This window comes from Nocardia sp. NPDC005998, from assembly GCF_040614395.1.
GTDB lineage: Bacteria > Actinomycetota > Actinomycetes > Mycobacteriales > Mycobacteriaceae > Nocardia.
In genome coordinates this window covers 12,716-36,366 of the sequence record NZ_JBEXUI010000043.1, presented here as the reverse complement: position 1 = coordinate 36,366, position 23,651 = coordinate 12,716, and the positions used below count along the sequence as shown (strand labels likewise).

At 65.3% G+C, this 23,651-nt stretch carries 20 protein-coding genes; 9 read left to right on the top strand and 11 right to left on the bottom strand.

Annotation, left to right across the window (positions count from 1 at the left end; all coding sequences use genetic code 11):
* Nucleotides 1–7: 7 nt before the first annotated feature.
* A complete protein-coding gene (gene coaE, locus ABZ293_RS35810; protein WP_355188084.1) occupies nt 8–1,219 on the top strand; it encodes a dephospho-CoA kinase in 1,212 nt (403 codons plus the stop codon).
* A gap of 25 nt (nt 1,220–1,244) precedes the next feature.
* Here the strand turns inward: coaE and ABZ293_RS35805 are convergent, their stop codons facing one another.
* From ABZ293_RS35805 to ABZ293_RS35785, 5 genes are all read right to left on the bottom strand, one after another.
* Nucleotides 1,245–1,709: an SRPBCC domain-containing protein gene (locus ABZ293_RS35805; RefSeq protein WP_355188082.1), complete on the bottom strand. Its 465-nt coding sequence runs from the start codon at nt 1,707–1,709 to the stop codon at nt 1,245–1,247.
* The gene (locus tag ABZ293_RS35800) at nt 1,706–2,254 is read right to left on the bottom strand and encodes a pyridoxamine 5'-phosphate oxidase family protein (protein WP_355188080.1); all 549 of its coding nucleotides are present in this window, start codon (nt 2,252–2,254) and stop codon (nt 1,706–1,708) included. Before ABZ293_RS35800 ends, ABZ293_RS35805 begins: the two co-directional genes overlap by 4 nt.
* Nucleotides 2,251–2,616, bottom strand: a complete 366-nt coding sequence (locus ABZ293_RS35795) for a metalloregulator ArsR/SmtB family transcription factor (RefSeq protein WP_355188078.1) — start codon at nt 2,614–2,616, stop codon at nt 2,251–2,253. The genes ABZ293_RS35800 and ABZ293_RS35795 overlap by 4 nt, the downstream gene beginning before the upstream one ends.
* Nucleotides 2,617–2,729: 113 nt before the next feature.
* The gene (locus ABZ293_RS35790) at nt 2,730–3,254 is read right to left on the bottom strand and encodes a DUF402 domain-containing protein (RefSeq protein WP_355188076.1); all 525 of its coding nucleotides are present in this window, start codon (nt 3,252–3,254) and stop codon (nt 2,730–2,732) included.
* A gap of 66 nt (nt 3,255–3,320) precedes the next feature.
* Entirely contained in the window at nt 3,321–3,959 is a 639-nt protein-coding gene (locus tag ABZ293_RS35785; protein ID WP_355188074.1) for a hypothetical protein, read from the bottom strand.
* 363 nt (nt 3,960–4,322) lie between these two features.
* Between ABZ293_RS35785 and uvrB the strand changes: the two genes are divergently transcribed.
* Nucleotides 4,323–6,506 (top strand): excinuclease ABC subunit UvrB, encoded by a 2,184-nt coding sequence (gene uvrB, locus ABZ293_RS35780; protein WP_355188072.1) that lies wholly within the window; start codon nt 4,323–4,325, stop codon nt 6,504–6,506.
* A 38-nt stretch (nt 6,507–6,544) separates the two neighbouring features.
* On the opposite strand, the gene ABZ293_RS35775 is transcribed toward uvrB, so the two are convergent.
* Nucleotides 6,545–7,030 carry a VOC family protein gene (locus ABZ293_RS35775; RefSeq protein ID WP_355188070.1) on the bottom strand — a complete coding sequence of 162 codons (486 nt, stop codon included), beginning with the start codon at nt 7,028–7,030 and terminating at the stop codon, nt 6,545–6,547.
* A gap of 53 nt (nt 7,031–7,083) precedes the next feature.
* Between ABZ293_RS35775 and ABZ293_RS35770 the strand changes: the two genes are divergently transcribed.
* The 3 genes from ABZ293_RS35770 (at nt 7,084) to ABZ293_RS35760 (ending at nt 9,386) form a co-directional block, all read left to right on the top strand.
* The gene (locus tag ABZ293_RS35770) at nt 7,084–7,965 is read left to right on the top strand and encodes a helix-turn-helix domain-containing protein (RefSeq protein WP_355188068.1); all 882 of its coding nucleotides are present in this window, start codon (nt 7,084–7,086) and stop codon (nt 7,963–7,965) included.
* Nucleotides 7,966–8,043: 78 nt separating this feature from the next.
* Nucleotides 8,044–8,460 carry a DoxX family protein gene (locus ABZ293_RS35765; RefSeq protein WP_354957705.1) on the top strand — a complete coding sequence of 139 codons (417 nt, stop codon included), beginning with the start codon at nt 8,044–8,046 and terminating at the stop codon, nt 8,458–8,460.
* Nucleotides 8,461–8,933: 473 nt separating this feature from the next.
* Nucleotides 8,934–9,386 (top strand): universal stress protein, encoded by a 453-nt coding sequence (locus ABZ293_RS35760; protein ID WP_355188066.1) that lies wholly within the window; start codon nt 8,934–8,936, stop codon nt 9,384–9,386.
* Between the two features lie 73 nt (nt 9,387–9,459).
* On the opposite strand, the gene ABZ293_RS35755 is transcribed toward ABZ293_RS35760, so the two are convergent.
* From ABZ293_RS35755 to ABZ293_RS35745, 3 genes are all read right to left on the bottom strand, one after another.
* The gene (locus ABZ293_RS35755; RefSeq protein ID WP_355188064.1) at nt 9,460–11,763 is read right to left on the bottom strand and encodes an ATP-binding domain-containing protein; all 2,304 of its coding nucleotides are present in this window, start codon (nt 11,761–11,763) and stop codon (nt 9,460–9,462) included.
* 84 nt (nt 11,764–11,847) lie between these two features.
* Nucleotides 11,848–12,195, bottom strand: a complete 348-nt coding sequence (locus ABZ293_RS35750; RefSeq protein ID WP_355188063.1) for an antibiotic biosynthesis monooxygenase — start codon at nt 12,193–12,195, stop codon at nt 11,848–11,850.
* 8 nt (nt 12,196–12,203) lie between these two features.
* Nucleotides 12,204–13,547 carry a diguanylate cyclase gene (locus tag ABZ293_RS35745; protein WP_355188061.1) on the bottom strand — a complete coding sequence of 448 codons (1,344 nt, stop codon included), beginning with the start codon at nt 13,545–13,547 and terminating at the stop codon, nt 12,204–12,206.
* 214 nt (nt 13,548–13,761) lie between these two features.
* Between ABZ293_RS35745 and ABZ293_RS35740 the strand changes: the two genes are divergently transcribed.
* Nucleotides 13,762–14,352 (top strand): hypothetical protein, encoded by a 591-nt coding sequence (locus tag ABZ293_RS35740; protein ID WP_355188059.1) that lies wholly within the window; start codon nt 13,762–13,764, stop codon nt 14,350–14,352.
* On the opposite strand, the gene ABZ293_RS35735 is transcribed toward ABZ293_RS35740, so the two are convergent.
* Nucleotides 14,266–16,005, bottom strand: coding sequence for a GAF domain-containing protein (locus ABZ293_RS35735; RefSeq protein WP_355188057.1), 1,740 nt, complete (start codon nt 16,003–16,005; stop codon nt 14,266–14,268). The two genes, ABZ293_RS35740 and ABZ293_RS35735, sit on opposite strands and share 87 nt — an antisense overlap.
* Nucleotides 16,006–16,141: 136 nt before the next feature.
* On the opposite strand from ABZ293_RS35735, the gene ABZ293_RS35730 reads away from it, so the two are divergent.
* Nucleotides 16,142–16,924, top strand: coding sequence for a sigma 54 modulation/S30EA ribosomal C-terminal domain-containing protein (locus ABZ293_RS35730; protein ID WP_355188055.1), 783 nt, complete (start codon nt 16,142–16,144; stop codon nt 16,922–16,924).
* On the opposite strand, the gene ABZ293_RS35725 is transcribed toward ABZ293_RS35730, so the two are convergent.
* Complete coding sequence (locus ABZ293_RS35725; protein WP_355188053.1) at nt 16,921–17,553, bottom strand: response regulator transcription factor; 633 nt, start codon at nt 17,551–17,553, stop codon at nt 16,921–16,923. The two genes, ABZ293_RS35730 and ABZ293_RS35725, sit on opposite strands and share 4 nt — an antisense overlap.
* A gap of 790 nt (nt 17,554–18,343) precedes the next feature.
* Here ABZ293_RS35725 and ABZ293_RS35720 point away from each other — a divergent pair.
* A complete protein-coding gene (locus tag ABZ293_RS35720) occupies nt 18,344–20,440 on the top strand; it encodes a glycogen debranching N-terminal domain-containing protein (protein ID WP_355188051.1) in 2,097 nt (698 codons plus the stop codon).
* 116 nt (nt 20,441–20,556) lie between these two features.
* Entirely contained in the window at nt 20,557–23,592 is a 3,036-nt protein-coding gene (gene uvrA, locus ABZ293_RS35715; RefSeq protein WP_355188049.1) for an excinuclease ABC subunit UvrA, read from the top strand.
* The last annotated feature ends 59 nt before the right edge of the window (nt 23,593–23,651 follow it).

The window sequence follows — 23,651 nt, the reverse complement described above, 5'->3', positions numbered from 1 at the left end:
TGGTCGAATGTTGCGGATCGGCCTCACCGGAGGCATGGGAGCGGGCAAGTCGACGGTGGCGCGGATTCTCGCCGAGCTCGGCGCGATGATCGTCGACTCCGACGTGATCGCCAGAGAGGTCGTCGAACCGGGTACCGAGGGCCTTGCGGCGTTGGTCGAGGCGTTCGGGCCCGATATCCTCGCCGCCGATGGCACCCTGGACCGCCCCGCGCTGGCGGCCAAGGCATTCGGGAACGACGAGGCGCGCGCGACGCTGAATTCGATTGTCCATCCGTTGGTCGGTAAACGCACCGCGGAATTAATTGCCGCCGCACCGGCGAATGCGATTCTTGTTCAAGATATTCCGCTGTTGGTCGAGAACGGCCTCGCACCGCTGATGAATCTCGTATTGATTGTCGACGTGCCTGCGGAAATTCGGATACGGCGCTTGGTGGAATTCCGGGGCGTTTCCGAATCGGATGCGCGGGCGCGTATTTCGGCGCAGGCTACCGATGAACAGCGGCGTGCCGCCGCGGATGTGCTGTTGGATAATAGCGGCGCGCCGGGGGAGATCGAACCGGTGATCCGGCAATTGTGGGCGGATCGGCTGGTGCCGTTCGAGGCCGGTCTGCGCACCGGGACACCGGCGCGGCGGAAAGAGGTGCGCTTGGTGCCCGCCGATCCGGAGTGGGCGGAACAGGCGCAGCGGCTCATCGCCCGGCTGTGGGTGGCCTGCGGTCCGGTGGCGTCGCGGATCGATCACATCGGTTCGACCTCGGTGCCCGAATTGCCCGCCAAGGATGTGATCGATCTGCAGATCACCGTCGCGGATATGGCGGCCGCCGACGGACTGCGGGATGCCTTGGGTGCGGCTGGTTTTCCGGTTCGTCCGGATACCACCGGCGATAATCCGAAACCGACGGCGACAGATCCGTCGGGTACCGATACAACATTGTGGGCCAAGCGATTTCACCAGAGCGCCGATCCGGGGCGGCTGGCCAATGTGCATATTCGAGTCGCGGGCTCACCCGGTCAGGAGTTCGCATTGCTTTTTCGGGACTGGCTGCGCGCCGACGCGGCGGTGCGCGCGGAGTATCTGGAGATCAAGCGCGAGGGTGCGGCCAAGGCCGCCGGGTTGACCGGGGAGGCGGCCACGCTGGCCTACCTGGATGTCAAGGAGCCATGGTTCGACGCTGCCTACACTCGGGCCGCGGCCTGGCGGGACAGCGTCGAACACTGATCTGCGCGAAGGCTTTTCGGGCCGATCAGAACAGTGTGGCCAGTCGGTCCAGGCTCTGCCCCCAGCCCCGCTTCGCGTCGTCCTCGGGACTCAGCGGTCCGGGGGCCAGCAGGTGGAAGGTCATGGTGGTCTTGGCGTCAGCGGTTTCGTCGAAGGTCACCGTGATCACCGATTCGCGCTCGGCGCTGCCGTCGCCGGTCGGATCGCCCCAGGTGAAGACCAGGCGTTCGGGTTCGGTGATCTCCCGGAACACCCCCGCGCTCGGGAAGCTGGTGCCATCGGCGTCGGCGACCATGGCCGACGCATAGCGGCCGCCGACTCTCGGCTCCACCACGATGCGGTCGCGTGGTATCGAAAAGCCTTCCGGCCCAGCCCATTCGACCAGCTGATCGGGATCGAGCCAGGCCTGGAAGACCAGCTCGCGCGGGGCGTCGAAGACTCGGACGATGGTGAATTCGCGCTCGGCTGTGTTGATGGATCGCTCGCTCATGACAGTGTCGTCTCCTCGTGTTCGGGGTGGGGTGCGCGACCGTCGGCACCGGTCATCCAATCGGGGGCGCCCGCGGGGAATCTGGTGCGGAAGTCCATCAGGCCGACCCAGTTGGGCCGCACCACGATTCGCTCCATCCGCGGCGCCAGTTCGGTCAGGAAGGTGAGGTAGTCGGCGACCGTATCCGCGCCACCCTTGCGCATGGCGGCCGCGTATTCCGGTGCGAGCCCGTCTATTTCGGACACCTCGGCGCGTCCCCTGATCAGTAATGTCTCGGGCGGTGCGGAATTGGTGTCGATGGTGATGGCGACATCGGGTCTGGCCCGCAGCATCTTCGCCTTCTTCGACGGTGCGAAACCGGCCATGACCACCTCGGTGCCGTTCCACCAGAAATTGATCGGCAGCACTCGCGGTGTGCCGTCGGCCGCGGTGCAGGCCAGCCGTGCCGGGATATTCGCCGCCAGTAGCCGCTGGGCCAATTCGGTGTCGAGCAGGCGCACATCGCCCTGGGGCAGCGTTGCGAGATCGGGTGGCTTCGAGGTCATGGGGTGTCCTTTTGCTGTGTTCGTCGCAGATGTTCGTCGAGCCGATCGAAACGGGCGTCCCAGAATTTCCGGTACCGGTCCAGCCAATCGGTGGCCGCGCCGAGCGGCGCCGCCTCCAGTCGGCACGGGCGCCATTGCGCGTGCTGGCCACGGGTGATGAGCCCGGCGCGTTCGAGCACCTTCAGGTGTTTCGAGATCGCGGGCAGGCTCATGGCGAACGGTTCCGCGAGTTCGGTGACGCTCGCTTCGCCCTCGGCGAGCCGGGCGAGGATAGCCCGCCTGGTCGGGTCCGCGAGTGCGGCGAAGGTTCGGCTGAGGTCGTCGGCCTCGGAGTTGTCCGTCATGGTCCGGTCGTCCGTCATGGGTGTATTAAACCAGCTGGCTAATTAACTGATTGGTTAAATGGTGCGCCGACAGGCACTGACCTGTCAAGGGGCTGGCGAGGAATCCGGTCAGTGCCGGGAGGGCTGTGCGGTTACAGCCAGGTCAGGGTGATGTCGAGCGTGTCGAGCCAGCGCTCGAGCGAGTAGCCATTGGCGGCGATGCCGTCGATGGCGATCGATGCGTTGTCGATCGCGGCCGTTGCCTCGGCGAGGGTGATCAGGCCAGCGGCGTGCGCGGCCAGCAATTCGTCGATATCGAGCAGTTCGGTCTCGCGCTCGGAGCGCACCACGATATCGAGGTAGTGGTCCACCGCCTTCCACTTCTTCGGCTCGACCTGGGTGAATTGGCCGATATCGAGGTAGTAGTCCTGATCGCGGCGGTGTGCCGGGTGATAGTGGAAGACCGTTACCCGGATGGAAAGTCCGGGCAGCAGCCACGATTCCATGTAGTGGAACTGTGGATGGTCCGAGGTGCGTGCCATGTACAGGCCCCATGGTTCGGCGCGGTAGCGCTCGACCGGCCGGATGAAGCCCTTCGGGTCCGTGTTGGTCAGTTCCGCGAGGTTGAAGTACTCGACCTTGGGCCTGTGCACGTCCACTGATGGTGCCTGTGTCATGCAAACAGAATCTACCGCCCTTGCAGCCACGTCGAGCGGTACGGCGGTGGACTGCTCGGCCGCTGGCTACATCCAGGTCAGTGTGATCGCCTGAGTGGCGAGCCAGGGCTCCACCTTGTGGTCGTGTGCCGCCACGCCCGCCATTGTCTTGGCCGCTCGGTCGAGGGCGTAGTGCGCATGGGTGGTATCGATCAGACCGGCCGCATGTGCGGTCAGCAATTCGTCGACGCCACGCAGTTGGGCCGCTCGGCCGTGCCGCACCGCGATCTCGAGGTACTGGTCCATGGACTTCCAGCGCTTCGGCTCGATCCGGGTGTACTCGCCGATATGCAGGCAGTAGTCCAGGTCGCGGTGATGCCCCGGCTGGTAGTGCGCGATCGTCACGCGCAACCAGAGTTCGGGCAGCAGCCAGGTCTCCAGGTACTGGATCTGCGGACCGTTGACGGTGCGTGCCACATACAGACCCCACGGTTCGATGTGTACCCGGTCTATCGGCCGCACATAACCCTTGGGGTCGGTCATGGTCAGTTCGGCGATATTGAAGTGTTCTATCTGCGGTCTCAGTTGGGTTGTCATCGGTGATCCCGGTGCGGCGGTCGAAGTTGTGGGGTTCGCGGGAGCCAGCCCGCGAAAGTCTCGCGCGATATAACCGGCGATTCCGGTCACAGCGGGCGCGGCGGCAAGCAATGGAATCAGAGCGCTCATGGCCTCATCCTCAGTTCCGACAACCAAACTAGGCTACACCCGGAACCAGTGGTGCGCGCTCGACGAATTTCGTTGCGGCAACGGACATTTAGGACAGGTAACGGCCTACGCATCGGCGCTGGTCCAGGGTGGTGCGATAGATCGCGCAACGGCTATGCGATCGTGATCCCGGAGGTGGTTCGGCAACCTCGGCCGGCCACGGATGGGAATAGTGGCGGTCGATCACCATTTGAAGGTCGCGGGTGGGAGCGTCACCGTGGGCGGCCAGGTGTACTGAGCGGGACCAGAACCGATTCCCTACAGTTCGGCTGGTGGATCCGCCGGGCCGCGAATCTGTCGGTGCCTGGGCCTAGGCTGGGGACCATGGCATTCGCAACCGAAATCCCGGCGGAAGGCTACGAGGACCGGGGCACTCCGCTGGCGCATTCGGAATTCCGGCCGGTCGGGGAGATCGAGCGGGCCGATGGGCAGTTCCAGGTTGTCAGCGAACATCGCCCCGCGGGCGATCAGCCCACGGCCATCAATGAACTCGAGCGCCGGATCAAGGCGGGCGAGCGCGATGTGGTGCTGCTCGGTGCCACCGGTACCGGTAAGTCGGCGACCACCGCGTGGCTCATCGAGCGGTTGCAGCGGCCGGCGCTGGTAATGGCGCCGAACAAGACCCTGGCCGCGCAGCTGGCCAATGAGTTGCGAGAGATGTTGCCCAACAATGCCGTCGAGTACTTCGTCTCGTATTACGACTACTACCAACCCGAGGCATATATCGCGCAGACCGATACCTATATCGAGAAGGACAGCTCGATCAACGACGATGTCGAGCGGCTGCGGCATTCGGCCACCTCGAGCCTGCTCTCGCGCCGCGATGTCGTTGTGGTCGCCTCGGTGTCGTGCATCTACGGTCTCGGTACGCCGCAGTCGTATCTGGATCGGTCGGTGCAGTTGGAGGTCGGCACCGAGATCGATCGGGATGCCTTCCTGCGGCTGCTCGTGGACGTGCAGTACACCCGCAACGACATGTCCTTCACCCGCGGTTCGTTCCGGGTGCGCGGCGATACCGTCGAGATCATCCCGTCCTATGAGGAACTCGCGGTCCGTATCGAATTCTTCGGCGACGAGATCGAGGCGCTGTACTACCTGCATCCGCTCACCGGCGATGTGGTGCGGCAGGTCGATACCGTGCGGATCTTCCCGGCGACGCACTATGTGGCAGGTCCGGACCGGATGGAACGCGCCGTCCGCGATATCGAGACCGAACTCGAGCAGCGGCTGGCGGAGCTGGAGCGCCAGGGCAAGCTATTGGAGGCGCAGCGATTGCGGATGCGCACGCAGTACGACCTGGAGATGATCCGGCAGGTCGGGTTCTGTTCGGGCATCGAGAACTACTCGCGTCATATCGACGGGCGTCCGGCGGGTTCCGCGCCCGCGACATTGCTGGACTATTTTCCGGAGGACTTCCTGCTCGTCATCGACGAGTCGCATGTCACCGTCCCACAGATCGGCGGCATGTACGAGGGCGATATGTCGCGCAAGCGCAATCTGGTCGAGTACGGGTTCCGGCTGCCCTCAGCCATCGACAATCGACCGCTGACCTGGGAGGAGTTCGCGGAGCGGATCGGGCAGGCGGTCTATCTGTCGGCCACCCCGGGGCCGTACGAACTCGGCCAGGCCGGTGGTGAGGTCGTCGAGCAGGTGATCCGGCCGACGGGGCTGGTCGATCCACAGGTGGTGGTCAAGCCGACCAAGGGGCAGATCGATGATCTGGTCCACGAGATCCGGTTGCGGACCGAACGCGACGAGCGGGTGCTCGTCACCACGCTGACCAAGAAGATGGCCGAGGACCTCACCGACTACCTGCTCGGCCTCGGTGTGCGGGTGCGGTATCTGCACTCGGAAATCGATACGCTGCGCCGGGTCGAGCTGCTGCGGCAGTTGCGGCTCGGTGAGTACGACGTGCTCGTCGGCATCAACCTGCTCCGCGAGGGCCTCGACCTGCCCGAGGTGTCATTGGTCGCGATTTTGGACGCGGATAAGGAGGGCTTCCTGCGCAGCAGTACCAGCCTCATCCAGACCATCGGCCGCGCCGCGCGCAATGTCTCCGGTGAAGTGCACATGTACGCGGACAAGGTCACCGACTCGATGCGTCATGCCATCGATGAGACCGAACGCCGCCGGGCCAAGCAGGTCGCCTACAACGAGTCGATGGGCATCGATCCGCAGCCGCTGCGCAAGAAGATCGCCGACATCCTGGATCAGGTGTATCAGGAGGCCGACGACAGCGAGGTGGCCGTCGGCGGATCGGGCCGCAATGTCAGCCGCGGCCGCCGCGCCCAGGGCGAGCCGGGGCGGGCGGTGAGTGCGGGGGTGTACGAGGGGCGCGATATCAAGTCGATGCCGCGGGCCGAATTGGCCGATCTGGTCAAGGAACTCACCGCACAGATGATGAATGCGGCTCGGGAGCTGCAGTTCGAGTTGGCCGGGCGGCTGCGCGATGAGATCGCGGATCTGAAGAAGGAACTGCGCGGAATGGATGCCGCGGGGTTGAGTTGAGCGGCGGCGTCTTTCGACGCCGCCTGGCTCGGCGTTGCTCAGCTCTGGGTGGCCATCCATTCGTTGACGCGGCGCTCGGCCTCGTCACGGGAGACGTTCTCGACTTTGGTCAGCACCGCCCAGCGGTGGCCGAAGGGGTCGATCACCACGCCGAAGCGGTCGCCGGTGACAAAGGTCTGCGGCTCCTCCGCACTGCGCGCGCCATTGTCGATGGCGCGCTTGATGACCGCGTCGACATCGGGGCAGTAGTGCACGATCGAGGTGTGCACCCATTCGCCATTGGGGGCCAGGACATTGTTGTCCGGAATGGGCATGCCCAGTTGCAGGGTCGAGTCGCCGATCTTCAGTTCGGCATGCGCGGGCTGACCGTCGGGAAGATCGTTGCGGCTGATCACCTCGGCCTCGAAGACGTTGGTGTAGAACTCGATTGCCTTGTTTCCGTCGGGAACCGCCAGGAAGCAGGTGATGGAGTGATAGCCATCGGCAATGGGGTTCACGGTCTCGGTGTTCACGGTTTCGCTCATGCCGATAAGTCTGGTCGTTCGCGACCGCGTGGTCTTGTAAGAAAGCGACAGCGGTGATCGGGACCCACGACGAGACGGTTTCGGTGCCCGCGCCCGACAATGTGAAGGGCATCTTGCATCCGGACGAGCAGGCCAGGCATCGGTCGCTGGCGCGTCTGTCCGCCGGACCCGAGGTCGGCCGATTCGTCGAGTGGTATTGGTCGGTGCGCTGGGATCTGACCGGCAGACCACCGTATTACGCCGAGGTGCTGCCGTTCCCGTGCATGAACGTCACCTTCGAACGCACCGAATCCCGAACCGGCGGTTTCGTCAACGGTGTCTGCACGACGAAGTACGTCCGCGAGCTCAGCGGTGTGGGGGAGACATTCGGCGTACGGTTCCGCGCGGGTGGCTTCGGCGCGTTCACCGGTCTGGATGTCGGTGCCTTCCGGGACGCCGCGGTGCCGCTGACCGAGGTGCTGCCCGAGGCCGAGGACCTGACCGACCGCGTGCTCGCCCAAACTTCAGATGCTCAGCGCCGCAGCATCATCGAGGACTTTCTGATCGGCCGACAGGCCGTGGCGGATCCCAACTATCGGCTGGTGCTGCGCATCGTCGCGGCGATGGAACAGGATCTAGAACTGACCCGGGTCGATCAGGTCACCGACCGGTTCGATATCCCGATCCGCACACTGCAGCGGATGTTCCGGCGGTATATCGGGGCCGGGCCGAAATGGGTATTGCGCCGATATCGGCTCCAGGACGGCGCCGATCTACTGGCGCGCGGTCGCACGCGAGATCTGGCTGCGCTGGCCACCGAGTTGGGCTATTTTGATCAGGCACATTTCTCACGTGAGTTCACGGCCGAAGTCGGAATGGCTCCACTGGAATATGCCAAGAATTCGCTACGCTCCCGCAATGAGGTGACTTCGAAGGTCATTCCGACCAGGATGTAGTTGCAGGACCGATCGCGTTCGACCACTCGAACACGAGGTCGAGAATCGGCCTCCGCATCAGCGAATGAGGAGTTGGCCATGGATGTCTTGGTGTTGATCGGGCGGGTGCTCTTCTCGGTGTTGTTCTTGAGTTCGGCGGCAGGACATTTCACACAGACCGAGGTGATGGCGGACTACGCCAAGAACCGGGGCCTGCCGCTACCGAGGATCGCGGTACTGGCCTCGGGCGTGATGTTCGCGCTCGGTGGCCTCAGCGTGCTGCTCGGCGTATGGGCGGACCTGGGGTCGCTGCTGCTGGCGATCACGCTGCTTTCGACGACGGTGCTGATGCACCAGTTCTGGAAGGAGTCCGATCCGCAGGCCAAACAGGGCGAGATGATCCATTTCAATAAGGATCTCGCCCTCACCGGTGCTTCGCTGATGCTGTTCGCATTCTTCGCACATGTCGACGAACTCGGATTGACCATCACCGGTCCACTATTCACCGGTCTGTAGATTCGGCGCGGCCGGATTTGTGCCGAGCGTGCCAATACTGTGCGCTTTTTGGCTCGATTGCATTTATCGGGCAAACCGAGCCGCAGCACAATAGCTGCGGAATCGGATGGAAGGAGTGCGGCGAGACGAGTGCGCTCCGCGCTGTCCTCGGTCGGGACCGTGTTCCTGCCGGATAGCGGCCATAACTGCGATATGTGATGAATATCCCAGGGGCACAAGAACGTTCGCCGCGGGTTGTGATGGATCACAGCTCGCGGACCCGGAAATTAGATCCGCCCAGGTCGCAAAGGCCGTTCCCGGCATTCGCCGGGTGAACCCGTGTCGGTAAAGCCGGAACATCCCGGAGTGTGATGTGTTGCGATTTCTGCTATTTCCGGCCGATTTGCCGCTATGGTCGACCCCAGTCGCCGCACGGGTGCCACGACTCCAGAGTGGCACCGAGGCAGGCACCCGACACCACAGTTGGAGGAAAGATGACCGCCTACCGGACCATTGTCGTCGGTACCGATGGCTCGGACTCGTCGTATGTCGCCGTCGATAAGGCCGCGGCGCTGGCCGGGGCCGCGGGTGCGACCCTGGTCGTTGCCTGCGCGTACTACCCGACCGACGATCGTGACGTCGCCGCGGCCGCCGATGTGCTCAAGGATGAGGCCTACCAGGTGCGCGGCTCCGCGCCCACCAATGAGATCCTGCGCACCGCCCGAGACCGCGCGGTCGCGGCGGGGGCCGAGGAGATCGTCGAGCGGGGAATCGTCGGTGAGCCCGTCGAGTCGCTGCTCGGGCTCGTCAAGGAGGTCGAGGCCGATCTGCTGGTCGTCGGCAACCGGGGGCTGAACACCCTGGCCGGACGGCTGCTGGGATCGGTGCCCTCAGATGTGGCGCGCAAGTCGCGTTCAGATGTGCTGATCGTGCACACCGTCAGGTAGGTGAAACCCGCTACGGCAGCCGCACATCCCCGAGTGGTCGGGGATGTGCGGCTGTTGTTTTCGTGGTCGGAACTCAGTCCAGTGCGCCGAGCACCGGCGGCAGCTCCGCGGTGTGCACCACCGCGAGTCGCTGGGTCGCTCGGGTCAGTGCCACGTAGAGGTCGTTGAGCCCGCGGGGTGATTCGTCGAGAATGCCCTGGGGTTCGACCAGATAGACCGCGTCGAATTCCAGACCCTTGACCTCGTGCACCGTCAGCACCCGGACGGATTCGCCAGCCAGCCCGGTGAAATCCGCGACCAGCCCGTGCGGTGTGATGACCGCGGTGGTGCCGGGGCCGGTCTCGGCCGCGACCAAATCCGCTACCGTGCTGCGCAATTCGCTCGATTCGACGCCGTGTGCGCGTGGTTTCACGCCCGTCTCGCGCACCGACCGCGGCACGGCCGCGCTCGGATCGATCGCGGCGAGCACATCGGCCGCGACCGCCATGATCTCCGCGGGGGTCCGGTAGTTCACGGTCAACTCGGTGCGCTTCCACCGTTGCGCCACATAGGGTTCCAGCATCGCCTGCCAGGACGACGCGCCCGCCGGATCGCCGGTCTGGGCGACATCGCCGACCACCGTGACCCACCGGTTCGGAATGCGGCGCATCACCATCCGCCAGGCCATCTCCGAAAGCTCTTGCGCCTCATCGACGATCACGTGGCCATAGGTCCAATTGCGGTCGCCCGCAGCGCGTTCCGCGGTGGTCTGCCGGTTGCGCACATCCTGACGTTCGGCCAGCTGGCTGGCATCGATCAGGTCGTAGGCCATCAAGATCTCCGGATCGAGTTCGTCCTCGAGATCCTGTGGGGCTGAACCGGTCAGGATGTCGAGCGCGTCCTGGGCCTCGGCCAGCTGGGCCCGCCAGCGGCGGCGGGCGCGTTCGCGTTCCTCGGTGTCGTCGATGCCGAGCAGTTCGGCGAGCTCGTCGAGCAGCGGCGCGTCGGGTGCGCTGAACTCACCGTTGTCCGAGCGCTCCAGCTCGGCCCGGTCTGCCGGGTCCAAACTGCTCGCGGCGCGGTCGAGTCGCTTCGGATCGGCCAGCAGATCGGCGAGCACGTCCTGTGGTGACAGGATCGGCCACAGTTTGCCGATGGCCGCCTGGATTTCCGGGTCGGCGCGCATTTCGTCCCGGATCTCGGCGAGATCGGTTCGGCTGAGCAGACTTTGGCCCCCGGACAGATCCGCGCCCATGGTCTGGGCCAGCTGTTCGGTGAGTGCGTCGATAACCGAGGAGGCGAAGATCGGGCGGGCCAGATTGTGCGGACGCCGCGATGAGCGCGCCCGGCCGCGGGCCTTGGTGGCGATCTTGCGGTCGAGGGTGACCGGGTAGCCGTCGAAGCTCAGCCGGATCGGTTCGGCGGGTACCTCCTGACGGTCGCGCACCGCCTGTTTGAGCACCTCCAGCATGGCCAGCGAGCCCTTGATCTCCCCGGCGCGCAGCGAATCCTCGCGGGTGGCCTTAACCCCCGGATACAGATCGCCGATGGTGGACAGCAGCACACCGGTCTCACCGAGCGAGGGCAGCACCTGGCCGATGTAATCGAGGAAGGTCGCGTTGGGACCGATGATCAGCACGCCGCTCTTGGCCAGCTGCTGGCGGTAGGTGTAGAGCAGGTAGGCCGCGCGGTGCAGCGCGACGGCGGTCTTGCCGGTGCCGGGACCGCCCTGGACCACCAGCACACTCTTGTGCTCGGAGCGAATGATCGCGTCCTGCTCGCTCTGGATGGTCTCGACAATGTCGTTCATATGGCCGGTGCGGGCGGCATTGAGTGCCGAGAGCAGCGCGCTCTCGCTGCCGACCCCGCCCTCGCCAGCGCTCACACCTGCGGTGCGGGCGGCCTCGAGGTCCAGGTATTCGTCGTTGATGGCCGTGACCCGCCGATTGCGGGATCGGATATGCCGACGCCGGATCACCCCGTCCGGGGCGGCGGTCGTCGCGAGATAGAACGGACGGGCAAGGGGCGCGCGCCAATCCAGCAGCAGCGTCTCGTAGTCGTCCTTCTCGTCGAGGATGCCGAGGCGGCCGATATAGCGGTACTCGGCATCCGAGTCGCCGTCGAGGTCGATGCGGCCGAAACACAGACCGTGTTCGGCGGCGTCGTATTTGGCCAGATCCTCGGAGTAGAGCTGGCTGAACGATTCGCGTTCGGTGCGGGCCTGCGGGGTGCCACCGGTTTCCAGCAGGACGGTGCGCAGTCTATTCGTGGCGTATTCGCGCATACCATCGAGTCGTTCATAGAGCACCGACAGATGTGTCTGCTCCTGGTCGATCTCGCGGTTCCGCTCGGGTGCGCCGTCGGGTACGGCACGGTCCTGAGTGAGACGGTCGGGCAAACTGAACTCCTTGTCACCGCGATGAGCCGGGTGCACACGCAGACTACGTTGCCCGCGAACGCTCGGAAAACAGAGTTGTCGAGTCTACTGCTGGTTCGGCGTGCTCGCTGTAACCGCAGGTAGAGGGTCCGTGAGTGGGTTGTCCGGGACCGGGCTGAAGTGTTGGACGACGGGAAACGGATCGTAGAAGTGGTGCAGCAACTGCTTCCAGCGCTGGTATCCCGCGGACCCGCGGAAACCATCAACATGATCGGCCAGTCGCTCCCATCCCACCAGCAGTAGGTAGGTGTCGGGCGCCTCGACGCAGCGCGACAGCGATAGCGACCGGAAGCCGGGCATACTCGCGATGATCGGCCTGGCCTCGGCGAACGCTGCCTCGAAGGCCGCCGACTGTTCGGGGTGCACGGGGAGCAGGGCGTGTTCGATGATCATGAAAACCTTCAGGAAGCGTGGGTGTTATTGGGTCTGCGGCCCAGTGGATCGGTGCCTTCCCGGCGTCCGGTCGGCTTGGCCCGGTACATCGCCAGATCGGCGTCGTGCAATACCGCCTCGGGTGTGCGGTTGTCGCCCTCCTCGAGTTCGGTGACGCCGATCGAGGCGTTCACCTCGATCCGGTGCCCGCGGGCGATGATCGGTTCTGCCATGGTCGAGCGCAGCCGCCGCACCAGGGAGTCGATATCGACGCGCCGGGTCCGTCCGGCGAGCAGCACCAGGAATTCGTCGCCGCCGAGCCGTCCGACCAGATCGGTGCCGCGCAACGCACGCTGCAGCCGCTGGGCCACGATCTGCAATACGGTGTCGCCGATCGCGTGGCCGAGGGTGTCGTTGATCGCCTTGAAGCCGTCCAGGTCGATGAACAGCACCGTCGAAACCGGCAGATCCGCGCTGCTGGCCAGTGCATTGGCGAGCTGGGACAGGATCAGCGAACGGTTGGCCAGTCCGGTCAGCGAGTCGTGGGTGGCCTGATACTCCAGTTGCCTTCGGCTGGCCCGGAATTCGGTGATATCGGCGAATGACGACACCGCGGGCGAATCCGGATCGCCCGGATTGAGCAGGCGCGAGCTGCCCGAGAGCCAGCGGCGCTGTCCGTCCTGACGGTCGACGCCGAAGATATAGCCGGTGATCGTCTCGCCGGTCGCCAGGGTCCGCGCGACGGGATGCCTGCTCGGCGGCAGTGGCTGGGCATTGGCGTCGAGCAGCATCAGCGGCAGTTCGTCGATGGTGGCGCCGATGAGTTCGCGGCGGTCGTCGGTGCCGAAGATACGCGCGGCCGCGGGATTGGCCGATTCGATGCGGCCGTCCCGATCGATCACCACCACGCCCTCCTCCAACTGCGAGACGACGGTGGTGAAATGCTGTTCGGCCCGGCGTTGCGCGGCCTCGGCGGCGCGCTGCGCGGTGAGATCGTGGATGACCACCTGATAGGCGAGATGGTCGTGCCATGCGGTGAGCACCGATACCGTCTCGACCGGGACGGTATCGCCGTCGACCCGGACCAGCTCCATTTCGGTGGGTTCGGAGGCGGCGCCCGCGAAGGTCAGGTCACTGGTGCCGGCCAGCATGCCGGGCACCGAATCGGGGTGGATGAAGCGGGTCAGCGGCTGGCCGATCACCTGGTCGGAGCTCTCGGCGGCCAGCATGCGCACGGTGGCCTGGTTGGCGTAGACGATGGTGCCGCGCTCGTGTACCACGATCCCGTCCGGGGTGTGCTCGACCAGGGATCGGTAGCGCTGGGCAAGCTGTTCGGCCTCGATACCGACGTCGGCCGCCTTGTCCTGATCCACTCGAACCCCCGATCGTCGACCCGGTTATGGCCATTGGAACATGGGATTATTCTGGTCTCGACGTCTACAAGATCACATCGTCCACGCTATTGCTTCGATCACAGTTCGGGCACTTCATCGGGCACTATCCGATGATCATTACAAAGCCCGGATCTGCGCACATTCTCGAGCCGAACGTCCGTCGGCCCGGGGAGGTCGGTGAAGGAACGATGCCATGCCGGGTACCAACTCGAAGCGCGAAGAGCACCGTAACGATCATATGACGATCGCCGGAATCGGTGCCGTTACCGGGTACGGCTGGGGTCGGGAGGCCCTGTGGCACGGGTTGCTGAGCGGTAAGTCGGCGGCCACGCTGCAACCCGGCTACGGTGCGGGCCGCGATGAGCACGCCTGGGTGGCGCTGATTCCCGATGGCGGCGATCCCGTGGTGAGCAGCAGCAACTACGGGCGCGCGCTGCAGGAGGCGGGTCGCGAGGCGATCGCCGACGCGTCCGCGCGCGGCTGGCGGCCGGGAGGCACCGTCGGCGTGCTGCACGCGACGGTGCTCGGCGACGTCGCCAATTGGCGCGATTTCTACCTCGCCGATCACGGGCACCGGCGCTCCCGCGACTACCTGCCACTATTGCCCTCCACCCCGATCTCGGTGCTGCAGCAGGAATTCGGCTTCCACGGTCCGTCGATGAATATCTCGGTCCGGTCGACTGAGCCCGGCCGATGCTCACGGCAGGGGGACCGACCAGCACAACTTCGTCCCGGGCATGGCGTCCGGTTCGTGCATACCCGCCATCGCCGGTCCGATGGTTAAGTGACCGTCCGACTTCTCGGCCCGCTGCTCCAGATTCCGCAATCCGCTGCGGATCACGTGATTCGGGATGCCCCAGCCGTCATCGGTGACCACGATGGTCAGGTCGTCGGCCACGCTGATCTCCACCGCGACGTTCGCCGCGCCGGAATGCCGCACCGCATTGCTCACCGCCTCGCGCACCACCGCCTCCGCGTGGTCGGCCAGTTCGGCCTCCAGCACCGACAGCGGACCGGTCACCTGCACGGTGGCCCGCAACGGCGCGTCGGCGCTCTGCTGGCGTACCGCGTCCTCGATCCGCTGCTGGAGCCGGATGCTGCTGCCACTGCCGCCGTGCAGATCGAAGATCGAGGTCCGGATCTCCTGGACCACCTCCTGCAGATCACTGATGACCGTCGAAAGATGCTGGCGCACTTCGGGAACCTCGGCCCGCGGCAGCACGCCCTGCAGTCTCAGTCCGATCGCGAACAGCCGCTGTATTACATGGTCGTGCAGGTCGCGGGCGATGCGGTCGCGGTCGGCGAGGATATCGAGTTCGCGCATCCGGCGCTGGGTTTCGGCCAGCTGCATGGCGAGTGCGGCCTGATCGGTGAAGGCGTTGGTCAGCTCGACCAGTTCATCGGTATAGGGCGGCGACCCGATCGGCCGCACGGTGACCAGCGCGCCGAGGGTGGCGTCGGGAGTGCACAGCGGCAGGATCAGCGCGGGCCCGATAGCGTCGAGCGGCACGCCGAGATCGATCAGCGCGGCATCGTCGAAGCGCAGCGGTGTGCGGCGGGTGCAGGCCTCGCCGAGTGCGGTGCCCTCGGCGTCCACGGTCAGCCCGTCGAATCCGCTGCCCGGACCGGACCATTGGGAAATGACCAGTTCGGATACCGCCGCGAGCTGCGGTTGCGGGGCCGCGGTGCTGGCGAGGAACGATTGGTGCGATCCGGTGAGCAGGCGCGCGTGATCGACCACATGCGCGAGCACCAGATCGGGTTCGCTGCCCGCGAGGAATTCGGTGGCGATATCGCGGGTGGCCTCGATCCAGGCCTGTCTGGTGCGTGCCGATTCATAGAGCCTGGCATTGTCGACCGCGATACCGGCGGCGGCCGCCAAGGCCTGCACGAGCACATCGTCGTCCTCGGTGAAGGGCTGGCCATTGGCCTTCTCGGTCAGGTAGAGGCTGCCGAAGACTTCGTCGCGGATGCGCACGGGCACACCGAGGAACGTGTGCATCGGCGGGTGGTGTGCCGGAAAGCCCACCGATGCCGGATGTTTCGACAGTTCGTCGAGGCGCAGCGGTTTGGGCTGGGAGAACACCTCGCCGAGTACGCCGTGTCCGGCGGGGAGCCGGCCGATGGCTTCCTTGGTCTTATCGTCGATGCCCTCATCGAGGAACTGCGTGACCTGCTGTTCGTGGCCGCGCACGGCCAGCGCGCCATAGCGGGCGTCGACCAGGCTGGTCGCGGTGTGCACGATGGCGCGCAGGGTTTCGTCGAGATCGAGGCCCGAGGTGACAGTCAGCATCGCCTCGACCAGGCCGTCCATCCGGTCGCGTGAATCGATGATCAGCTCGACGCGTTCCTTGACCTCCGACAGGAGCTCCCGGAGCCGCAGTTGCGAGAGCGTGTCGCGTACCGAATAGGGGCCGCTACCCAACTCTTCGGTCATGTCGGCATCCTGTTCTGGTGTGTGCGCAACAGCGCCTAGGCCAGTCTAGTTGGCCGATCGGGGACTTTCGGCCCTGTTCGCGACGTCGTAGCAGTGATGGCATGGTCGCACCGGGAATAGAAAGTAGGGTTGTCCTATGAATTCGCCGTTGCGTTCGTCGGAGGTGTGGGCAACCGCCGCCGATCCCGAACTGGCCGTGACCACCCGGGGCGCGGTGCCGCCCGCGGATGTGACCAGGGCCGTGCGGGGGATCGGTCGCGTGCTGCGCCGACATCACCTCGACGCGGCGGCACGGGTGCGGGTGACCGCACCGGTGGATGCGGACGAACCGACGTTGGTACAGGCCAACATTCGCATACACGACACCCCGACCCGGGTGCAGGTCACCGGGCCGCGTGGCTTCGCGGTGACCTTCGCCGTCGAACGGCTGGACCGCCAGATCGCCCGGCTGGCGACCAAGCAGTCACGCGAGTGGCCCGATCCGGCGCGTCCGCCCCTGGCCCGGGTCACCGAGCCGCGCCCGATCGTGCGGAGGAAGCACTGTGCGTTGCTGACCGGTACGCCCGCCGAGGCGACCGCGGTGATGGATGCGATGGATTACGACGCATACCTTTTCATCGATGCCGAGACCGGCGAGGATGCCGTGGTGTCCTGGGCTGATTCACTGGGCATCCAGATGGCAAGGCAGCGTACCACTATCGCGCCGGAGGCCCCGACGGATAGGCCGCTGACGGTGAATTCGCTCCCGGTGATCATGACTGCCCAGCCAGCGCCGACGCTACTCGAAGAGGCGGCGGTGACCAGGCTGTGCCGCAATGGCCTGCCGTTCCTGTTCTTCACCGACGCCGATACCGGTCGGGGCAGGCTGCTGTACCGCCGCTACGACGGGGATCTCACGATCGTCGTTCCGGTCGGTTAACCATCCCGCAGTTTGGAGGCCAGCACCGCGGCCTGGGTACGCCGTTCCATGCCGAGTTTGGCGAGCAAGCGGGATACGTAATTCTTGACGGTCTTCTCCGCCAAGAACATTCGCGCCGCGATCTGCCGATTGGTCAATCCCTCGCCGAGCAATGCGAGCAGTCGGCGTTCTTGTTCGGTGAGTCCGGCGAGTGGTCCGTCGTTTTCGGTGCTGCTGCGCAGCCGCGCTTTGAGCGCGATTGCCGCGCGGTTATCCAAGAGCGAACGACCGGCGCCGACCTCCTTGATGGCGGCTGCCAATTCCATGCCCTTGATGTTCTTCACGACATAGCCGCTCGCGCCCGCCAGGATCGCGTCCAGCATGGCGTGCTCGTCGGTGTAGGACGTCAAAATGAGACAATGCAAACCGTCGATTTCGGCGAGCAGATCGCGGCACAGTTCGATGCCGTTCCCGTCGGGTAGTCGAACGTCCAGTACGGCCACATCGGGTTGCCGTGCGTGAATGCCCGTCATGGCGGTGGCGACGTCGCCCGCCTGGCCGATCACCGTGAGTTCCGGATCGCTCTCCAGCAGGTCGACGAGGCCGCGTCGGACGATCTCGTGGTCGTCGACGAGGAACACAGTGATCACGCGACCTCCCATGTGCTGCAGGGGATCTCGCGCCCCTGATTGTCTCACTCCGACAAGGTATCTCGTCGTGGCGCACACCGGTATGCCGGAGCCGACAATTTCGAGTAAATGCCGACTCGAATTTACCAGCGCGAGTTACGGAACTCCGGTAGAAACCGACCGCGCGAACGGCTTTGTATGAATCAGAGTTCCAGGTATGCTATGGCCGAAAGTCATTCATAGAGGTCTTTGGCAGCGTGGCCTGGAGGGCCCCATGCACAGTTATCTCGAACAATGACATATTCAGCGCAGCTCGATTTCGGCAATATTTTCGGTCCGCCGGAGAGCTGTCCCGATTGTGGTTCGGACGCCATCGGCACCTTGGACGACCTTCGGGATACCCTGTTCGGCTGCCGAACGTGCGGTGTGCAATGGCGGCTGGCGCACGGTCGGACCATTCTGGAGATCCCGGCTTTCGATGCGCAGCCGGTGCCCGAAGAATGGACTTGCCCATGAGAACCGGACTGATCGTGCCACCGTGAGTGCCGGTACCGCCGCTCGCGTACGGCGGCACCGAAGTGGTGGTCGGCAAACTCGTGTCGGGTCCGTCCATCGGATGAACGCGGAGCAGGGCATGCACCGTGCGGTCCAGTCGCCGGGTCACGCGTCGAAAACTGGTGTTGATCACCGAGATCCGCGAATCCGGGGAGTGCCGCTATTACACTGAGCGGGTGCGTCCACTGAGGGGCCCCGACGATCCCGAACCGCGCGGTGAGCGCTCGAGCCGGGCCATGCTGCCCACGCCGGTCGCTTGACGGGCCCGTGGGGTGACGGTGTCGATCCGGGCGCGCCGCGGGCGGTCGCCGGGGTGACACTGGTCGAGGGATCGACGTTCTGCATCAGCGAGGACGGCGGTGTCATCAGCCCGAATCGTCCCGAGGGACTGTTCGTTCGCGATACCAGGGTGCTGTCGCGATGGCGGCTGACCGTCGACGGATTGCCGCCGCAGCCGCTCACCGTCCAGCATGCAGAGCCCTACAGTGCGACGCTGCTGGCCAGAACGCCGCCCCGGCCGGGGCGCGCCGACAGCACCGCGCTGGTGAGCGTCGCTCGGCATGTCGGCGACGGTATGCGCGAGGACTTGACGGTGCGCAATCTTTCCGGTGCGGCCATCAGCTGTGTGGTCGCGCTGGAGCTCGACGCCGATTTCGCGGATCTGTTCGAGGTGAAGGAGGGGCGGGTCGGCGACACCGTTGTGGTCACCAAGAGCAAGGCGATGGCGGGCTCACTCGAGATCAGCCGGACCGATCTGGCTTTGGCGGTGACGGTGACCGCCGCGGGGGCGACCGCGACCGATCGCGAATTGCGGTGGGAGGTGGATCTGCCGGGCCGCGGTGGTTGGTCGGCGTGCATTCAGTACCAGCCGACGCTGGGATCGCCCGTGACGCCGCGGCATGTGTGCGGGAAGCCGGTATCGCACAGCGCGCCAGCGCGGCGGATGCGGGAATGGTACGAGAACTCGCCGCTGGTCCGGACCGGGGACGAGACGCTGGCCGCGGTATTGCGCCGCGCCGTAGTCGATCTCGGTGCGCTGCGCATCTTCGACCCGGGGCATCCGGAGCGGGCGGTGGTCGCCGCCGGTGCGCCCTGGTTCATGGCGCTGTTCGGGCGGGACTCGCTGCTCACTTCCTGGATGGTGTTGCCGCTGGATCGGAGGTTGGCCGTCGGCACCTTGCAGAGCCTGGCCGGCTTACAGGGCAGTGAGATTCGCGAGGTGACCGAGGAACAGCCGGGCCGGATTCCGCACGAGGTGCGATTCGGGCGCGCGGCGACGCTGCTACTCGGCGGTGACACCGTTTACTACGGAACCGCCGACGCCACACCGCTGTTCGTGATGTTGCTGGGTGAGCTGCACCGATGGGGACTCGACGCCGAAACCCGGGACGAGCTGCTGCCGCATGCGGATCGGGCACTGGAATGGATCGAGCGCTTCGGTGATGTGGACGGTGACGGATTCGTCGAATACGAGCGCGCGGCCGAGCACGGGTTGGCGAATCAGGGCTGGAAGGACTCCTGGGACGGGGTGAATTTCGCCGACGGCCGATTGCCCGAGGCGCCGATCGCGCTGGCCGAGGTGCAGGGGTATGTGTACGCCGCGTATCTGGCGCGGGCGGCGCTGGCAGTCGATATGGGAGATCACGCGATCGCGGATCGGTTCCGTACCAAGGCGGCCGCGCTGAAGGCCGCCTTCAATACCGCGTTCTGGCTGCCCGAGCAGGGTTGGTTCGCCATCGGCCTGGATCGGGACAAGCGGCCGATCGACGCGCTGACCTCCAATATCGGGCACTGCCTGTGGACCGGGATCATCGATGAGGACAAGGCGGGCGAGGTCGCGGACCATCTGCTGTCGCCGCAGATGTTCAGCGGGTTCGGGATCCGCACCCTGGCCACCGATATGGGCGCTTACAACCCGGTCAGCTATCACAACGGCTCGGTCTGGCCGCACGACAATGCGATCTGCGCCGCCGGGCTGATGCGCTACGGCTACACCGAACACGCCAACCGCGTGATCGACGGGGTGCTCGACGCGTCGACCCGATTCGGCTATCGACTGCCCGAGCTGTTCAGCGGATTCGACCGCGCAGAATTCGACGCGCCGGTGCCGTATCCGACCTCCTGCTCACCGCAGGCGTGGGCGTCCGCGGCGCCGCTGCTGTTCATGCGGAGCATGTTGCGGCTCGAACCCGGCGGCGGGTCGGCCTCGGTCGCGCCCGCGGTGCCGGACCGGTATCTGCCGCTGCGGGTGAGCGGGGTGCGGGTGGGGGCGGATGTGCTCACGGTCACCGTGGACAATGAGGGGTGGCAGCTCAGCGGGTTGTCCGGAAAGTTGCGTCGATCGGATACTTGACCTGGGCGGATGCCCGGTGTGCGCGGCGCGCGGGGAAACTTGTCGGTGGGTCGGCCTAGCATGGCGCTGGGGGTATCACGTCTGTTGGACCGACACGATCGAGAAGGGACCACCTGGTGGCGGAACGCCTCACTGTGCGCGGAGCTCGGGAGCACAACCTCAAGGGGATCGACCTCGATCTGCCCCGCGACAGTCTTATCGTGTTCACCGGTCTATCCGGTTCGGGCAAGTCCAGCCTCGCCTTCGACACGATCTTCGCCGAGGGACAGCGCCGCTATGTCGAATCGCTATCGGCCTACGCCCGCCAGTTCCTCGGGCAGATGGACAAGCCGGATGTCGACTTCATCGAGGGCCTCTCGCCCGCGGTCTCGATCGATCAGAAGTCGACCAATCGCAACCCCCGCTCCACCGTCGGCACCATCACCGAGGTCTACGACTACCTCCGTCTGCTCTACGCCCGCGCCGGTACCCCGCACTGCCCGGTCTGCGGTGAGCTCATCGCCAAGCAGACCCCGCAGCAGATCGTGGACCAGGTGCTCGCCATGGAGGAGGGCATCAAATTCCAGGTGCTCGCGCCGGTGGTGCGCACGCGCAAGGGTGAATTCGTCGATCTGTTCGATCAGCTGAACTCCCAAGGATATTCGCGAGTCCGGGTCGACGGCGTGGTGTATCCGCTGACCGATCCGCCGAAGCTGAAGAAGCAGGAGAAGCACGACGTCGAGGTCGTGGTGGACCGGCTCCAGGTGAAGCCGAGTTCCAAACAGCGCCTGACCGATTCGATCGAGACCGCGCTGCGGCTGGCCGATGGCATCGTGGTGCTGGACTTCGTCGACCGCGACGAACATGCGCACGATCGTGAACGCCGCTTCTCCGAACGGCTGGCCTGCCCCAATGGGCACCCCCTCGATATCGAGGATCTCGAACCGCGCTCGTTCTCGTTCAACTCGCCCTACGGCGCATGCCCCGACTGCACGGGTCTGGGTATCCGCAAAGAGGTCGACCCGGATCTGGTGGTGCCGGATCCCGAGCTGAGCCTGGCCGATGGCGCGATCGCACCGTGGTCGCGCGGGCAGACCGCCGAATATTTCACCAGGCTGCTGTCGGGTCTGGCCGAATCCATTGGCTTCTCCATGGATACGCCGTGGCAGGATCTGCCGCCGAAGGCACGCAAGGCGGTGCTGGAGGGCAGCTCCGATCAGGTGCACGTCTCCTATACCAACCGGTACGGCCGGAAGCGTTCGTATTATGCCGATTTCGAGGGTGTGATGCCGTTCCTGCAGCGGCGCATGGAGAACACCGAATCCGAGCAGATGAAAGAGCATTACGACGGGTATATGCGCGATGTGCCGTGCCCGGTCTGCAATGGGGCTCGGCTGCGGCCCGAGATTCTGGCCGTCACCATCGCGTCGGGCGGTGAGCAGAAGTCCATTGCCGATGTGAGCGACCTGTCGATCGGTGATTGCTCGGCATTCCTGAACGCGCTGACCCTGGGCGAGCGGGAGACCGCCATCGCCGGGCAGGTGCTCAAGGAAGTGCAGGCGCGGCTCGGGTTCCTGTTGGATGTCGGGCTGGAGTATTTGAGCCTGTCGCGGGCGGCGGCGACGCTGTCCGGTGGTGAGGCGCAGCGCATCCGGTTGGCGACCCAGATCGGATCCGGACTGGTCGGGGTGCTGTATGTGCTGGACGAACCGTCGATCGGTCTGCATCAGCGCGATAACCGTCGGCTTATCGAAACCCTCACTCGGCTGCGGAATCTCGGCAATACGCTGATCGTGGTCGAACACGATGAGGACACCATCCGGGCCTCGGACTGGGTGGTCGATATCGGTCCGCTGGCCGGTGAGCACGGCGGTCAGGTGGTGCACAGCGGTCCGTATCAGGAACTGCTGACCGATGCGAATTCGCTCACCGGCGCTTATCTTTCGGGCCGCGAGCGGATCGAGGTGCCGATGGTGCGGCGGCCGGTCAGCAAGAAACGGCAGCTCACCGTCGTCGGGGCGAATGAGCACAACCTGCGCGGAATCGATGTGAGCTTCCCGCTCGGCGTGCTCACCGCGGTCACCGGTGTTTCGGGTTCGGGTAAGTCCACACTGGTCAACGACATCTTGGCGACCGTGCTGGCGAATAAGCTCAACGGTGCACGGCAGGTGCCGGGTCGGCATATGCGGATCAATGGACTCGATCATCTGGACAAGCTGGTACAGGTGGATCAGTCCCCGATCGGACGCACGCCGCGCTCGAATCCGGCCACCTACACCGGTGTTTTCGACAAGATCCGCACCCTGTTCGCCGCCACCACCGAGGCCAAGGTGCGCGGCTACCAGCCCGGCCGGTTCTCGTTCAATGTCAAGGGCGGCCGCTGCGAAGCATGTTCGGGCGACGGCACTTTGAAGATCGAGATGAACTTCCTGCCCGATGTGTATGTGCCGTGCGAGGTGTGCCACGGCGCCCGGTACAACCGGGAAACCCTGGAGGTGCACTACAAGGGCAAGACCATCGCCGAGGTGCTGGATATGTCGATCGAGGAGGCGGCGGAATTCTTCGAGCCGGTCACCTCGATCCACCGGTACCTCAAGACGCTGGTCGACGTCGGTTTGGGCTATGTCCGCCTGGGCCAGAGTGCACCGACGCTGTCCGGTGGTGAAGCGCAGCGTGTGAAATTGGCGGCCGAACTGCAGAAGCGCTCGACCGGCCGAACCGTCTACATCCTCGACGAGCCGACCACCGGCCTGCACTTCGAGGACATCCGAAAGCTGCTGTTGGTCATCAATGGACTGGTGGACAAGGGCAATACGGTCATCGTCATCGAGCACAACCTGGACGTCATCAAGACCTCGGACTGGGTGATCGATATGGGCCCCGAGGGCGGCTCCGGCGGTGGCACGGTCGTGGCCGAGGGTGCCCCAGAAGATGTTGCGGTGGTTGGCGGCAGCTACACCGGTCAGTTCCTGAAGGAGGTCTTGGCGCTACCCGCCGCGACCGCGCCGAAGGCGCCCGCCAAAAAGGCGGCGAAGAAGGCTCCGGCGAAGAAGGCCGCTGCCAAAGCGGCGGCGAACAACTCCTCGACCGCGAAGGCATCCGCGACCAAGATCCCCGCACCCAACGCCGCCGCCGCAAAGCGCGCCTCCCGAAAGGCCGCTGCTCTGCGCTGACCTCGGGCCGCGCGCCCCTTTGTCGCGCCTACACGCTCTACGGGGCGTGACGGTGCGGC

Coding starts and splice junctions, on each gene's coding strand:
- coaE (WP_355188084.1), top strand. CDS start 8: ATGTTGCGGATCGGCCTCACCGGAGGCATGGGAGCGGGCAAGTCGACG.
- ABZ293_RS35805 (WP_355188082.1), bottom strand. CDS start 1,709: ATGAGCGAGCGATCCATCAACACAGCCGAGCGCGAATTCACCATCGTC.
- ABZ293_RS35800 (WP_355188080.1), bottom strand. CDS start 2,254: ATGACCTCGAAGCCACCCGATCTCGCAACGCTGCCCCAGGGCGATGTG.
- ABZ293_RS35795 (WP_355188078.1), bottom strand. CDS start 2,616: ATGACGGACGACCGGACCATGACGGACAACTCCGAGGCCGACGACCTC.
- ABZ293_RS35790 (WP_355188076.1), bottom strand. CDS start 3,254: ATGACACAGGCACCATCAGTGGACGTGCACAGGCCCAAGGTCGAGTAC.
- ABZ293_RS35785 (WP_355188074.1), bottom strand. CDS start 3,959: ATGAGCGCTCTGATTCCATTGCTTGCCGCCGCGCCCGCTGTGACCGGA.
- uvrB (WP_355188072.1), top strand. CDS start 4,323: ATGGCATTCGCAACCGAAATCCCGGCGGAAGGCTACGAGGACCGGGGC.
- ABZ293_RS35775 (WP_355188070.1), bottom strand. CDS start 7,030: ATGAGCGAAACCGTGAACACCGAGACCGTGAACCCCATTGCCGATGGC.
- ABZ293_RS35765 (WP_354957705.1), top strand. CDS start 8,044: ATGGATGTCTTGGTGTTGATCGGGCGGGTGCTCTTCTCGGTGTTGTTC.
- ABZ293_RS35760 (WP_355188066.1), top strand. CDS start 8,934: ATGACCGCCTACCGGACCATTGTCGTCGGTACCGATGGCTCGGACTCG.
- ABZ293_RS35750 (WP_355188063.1), bottom strand. CDS start 12,195: ATGATCATCGAACACGCCCTGCTCCCCGTGCACCCCGAACAGTCGGCG.
- ABZ293_RS35740 (WP_355188059.1), top strand. CDS start 13,762: ATGCCGGGTACCAACTCGAAGCGCGAAGAGCACCGTAACGATCATATG.
- ABZ293_RS35735 (WP_355188057.1), bottom strand. CDS start 16,005: ATGACCGAAGAGTTGGGTAGCGGCCCCTATTCGGTACGCGACACGCTC.
- ABZ293_RS35730 (WP_355188055.1), top strand. CDS start 16,142: ATGAATTCGCCGTTGCGTTCGTCGGAGGTGTGGGCAACCGCCGCCGAT.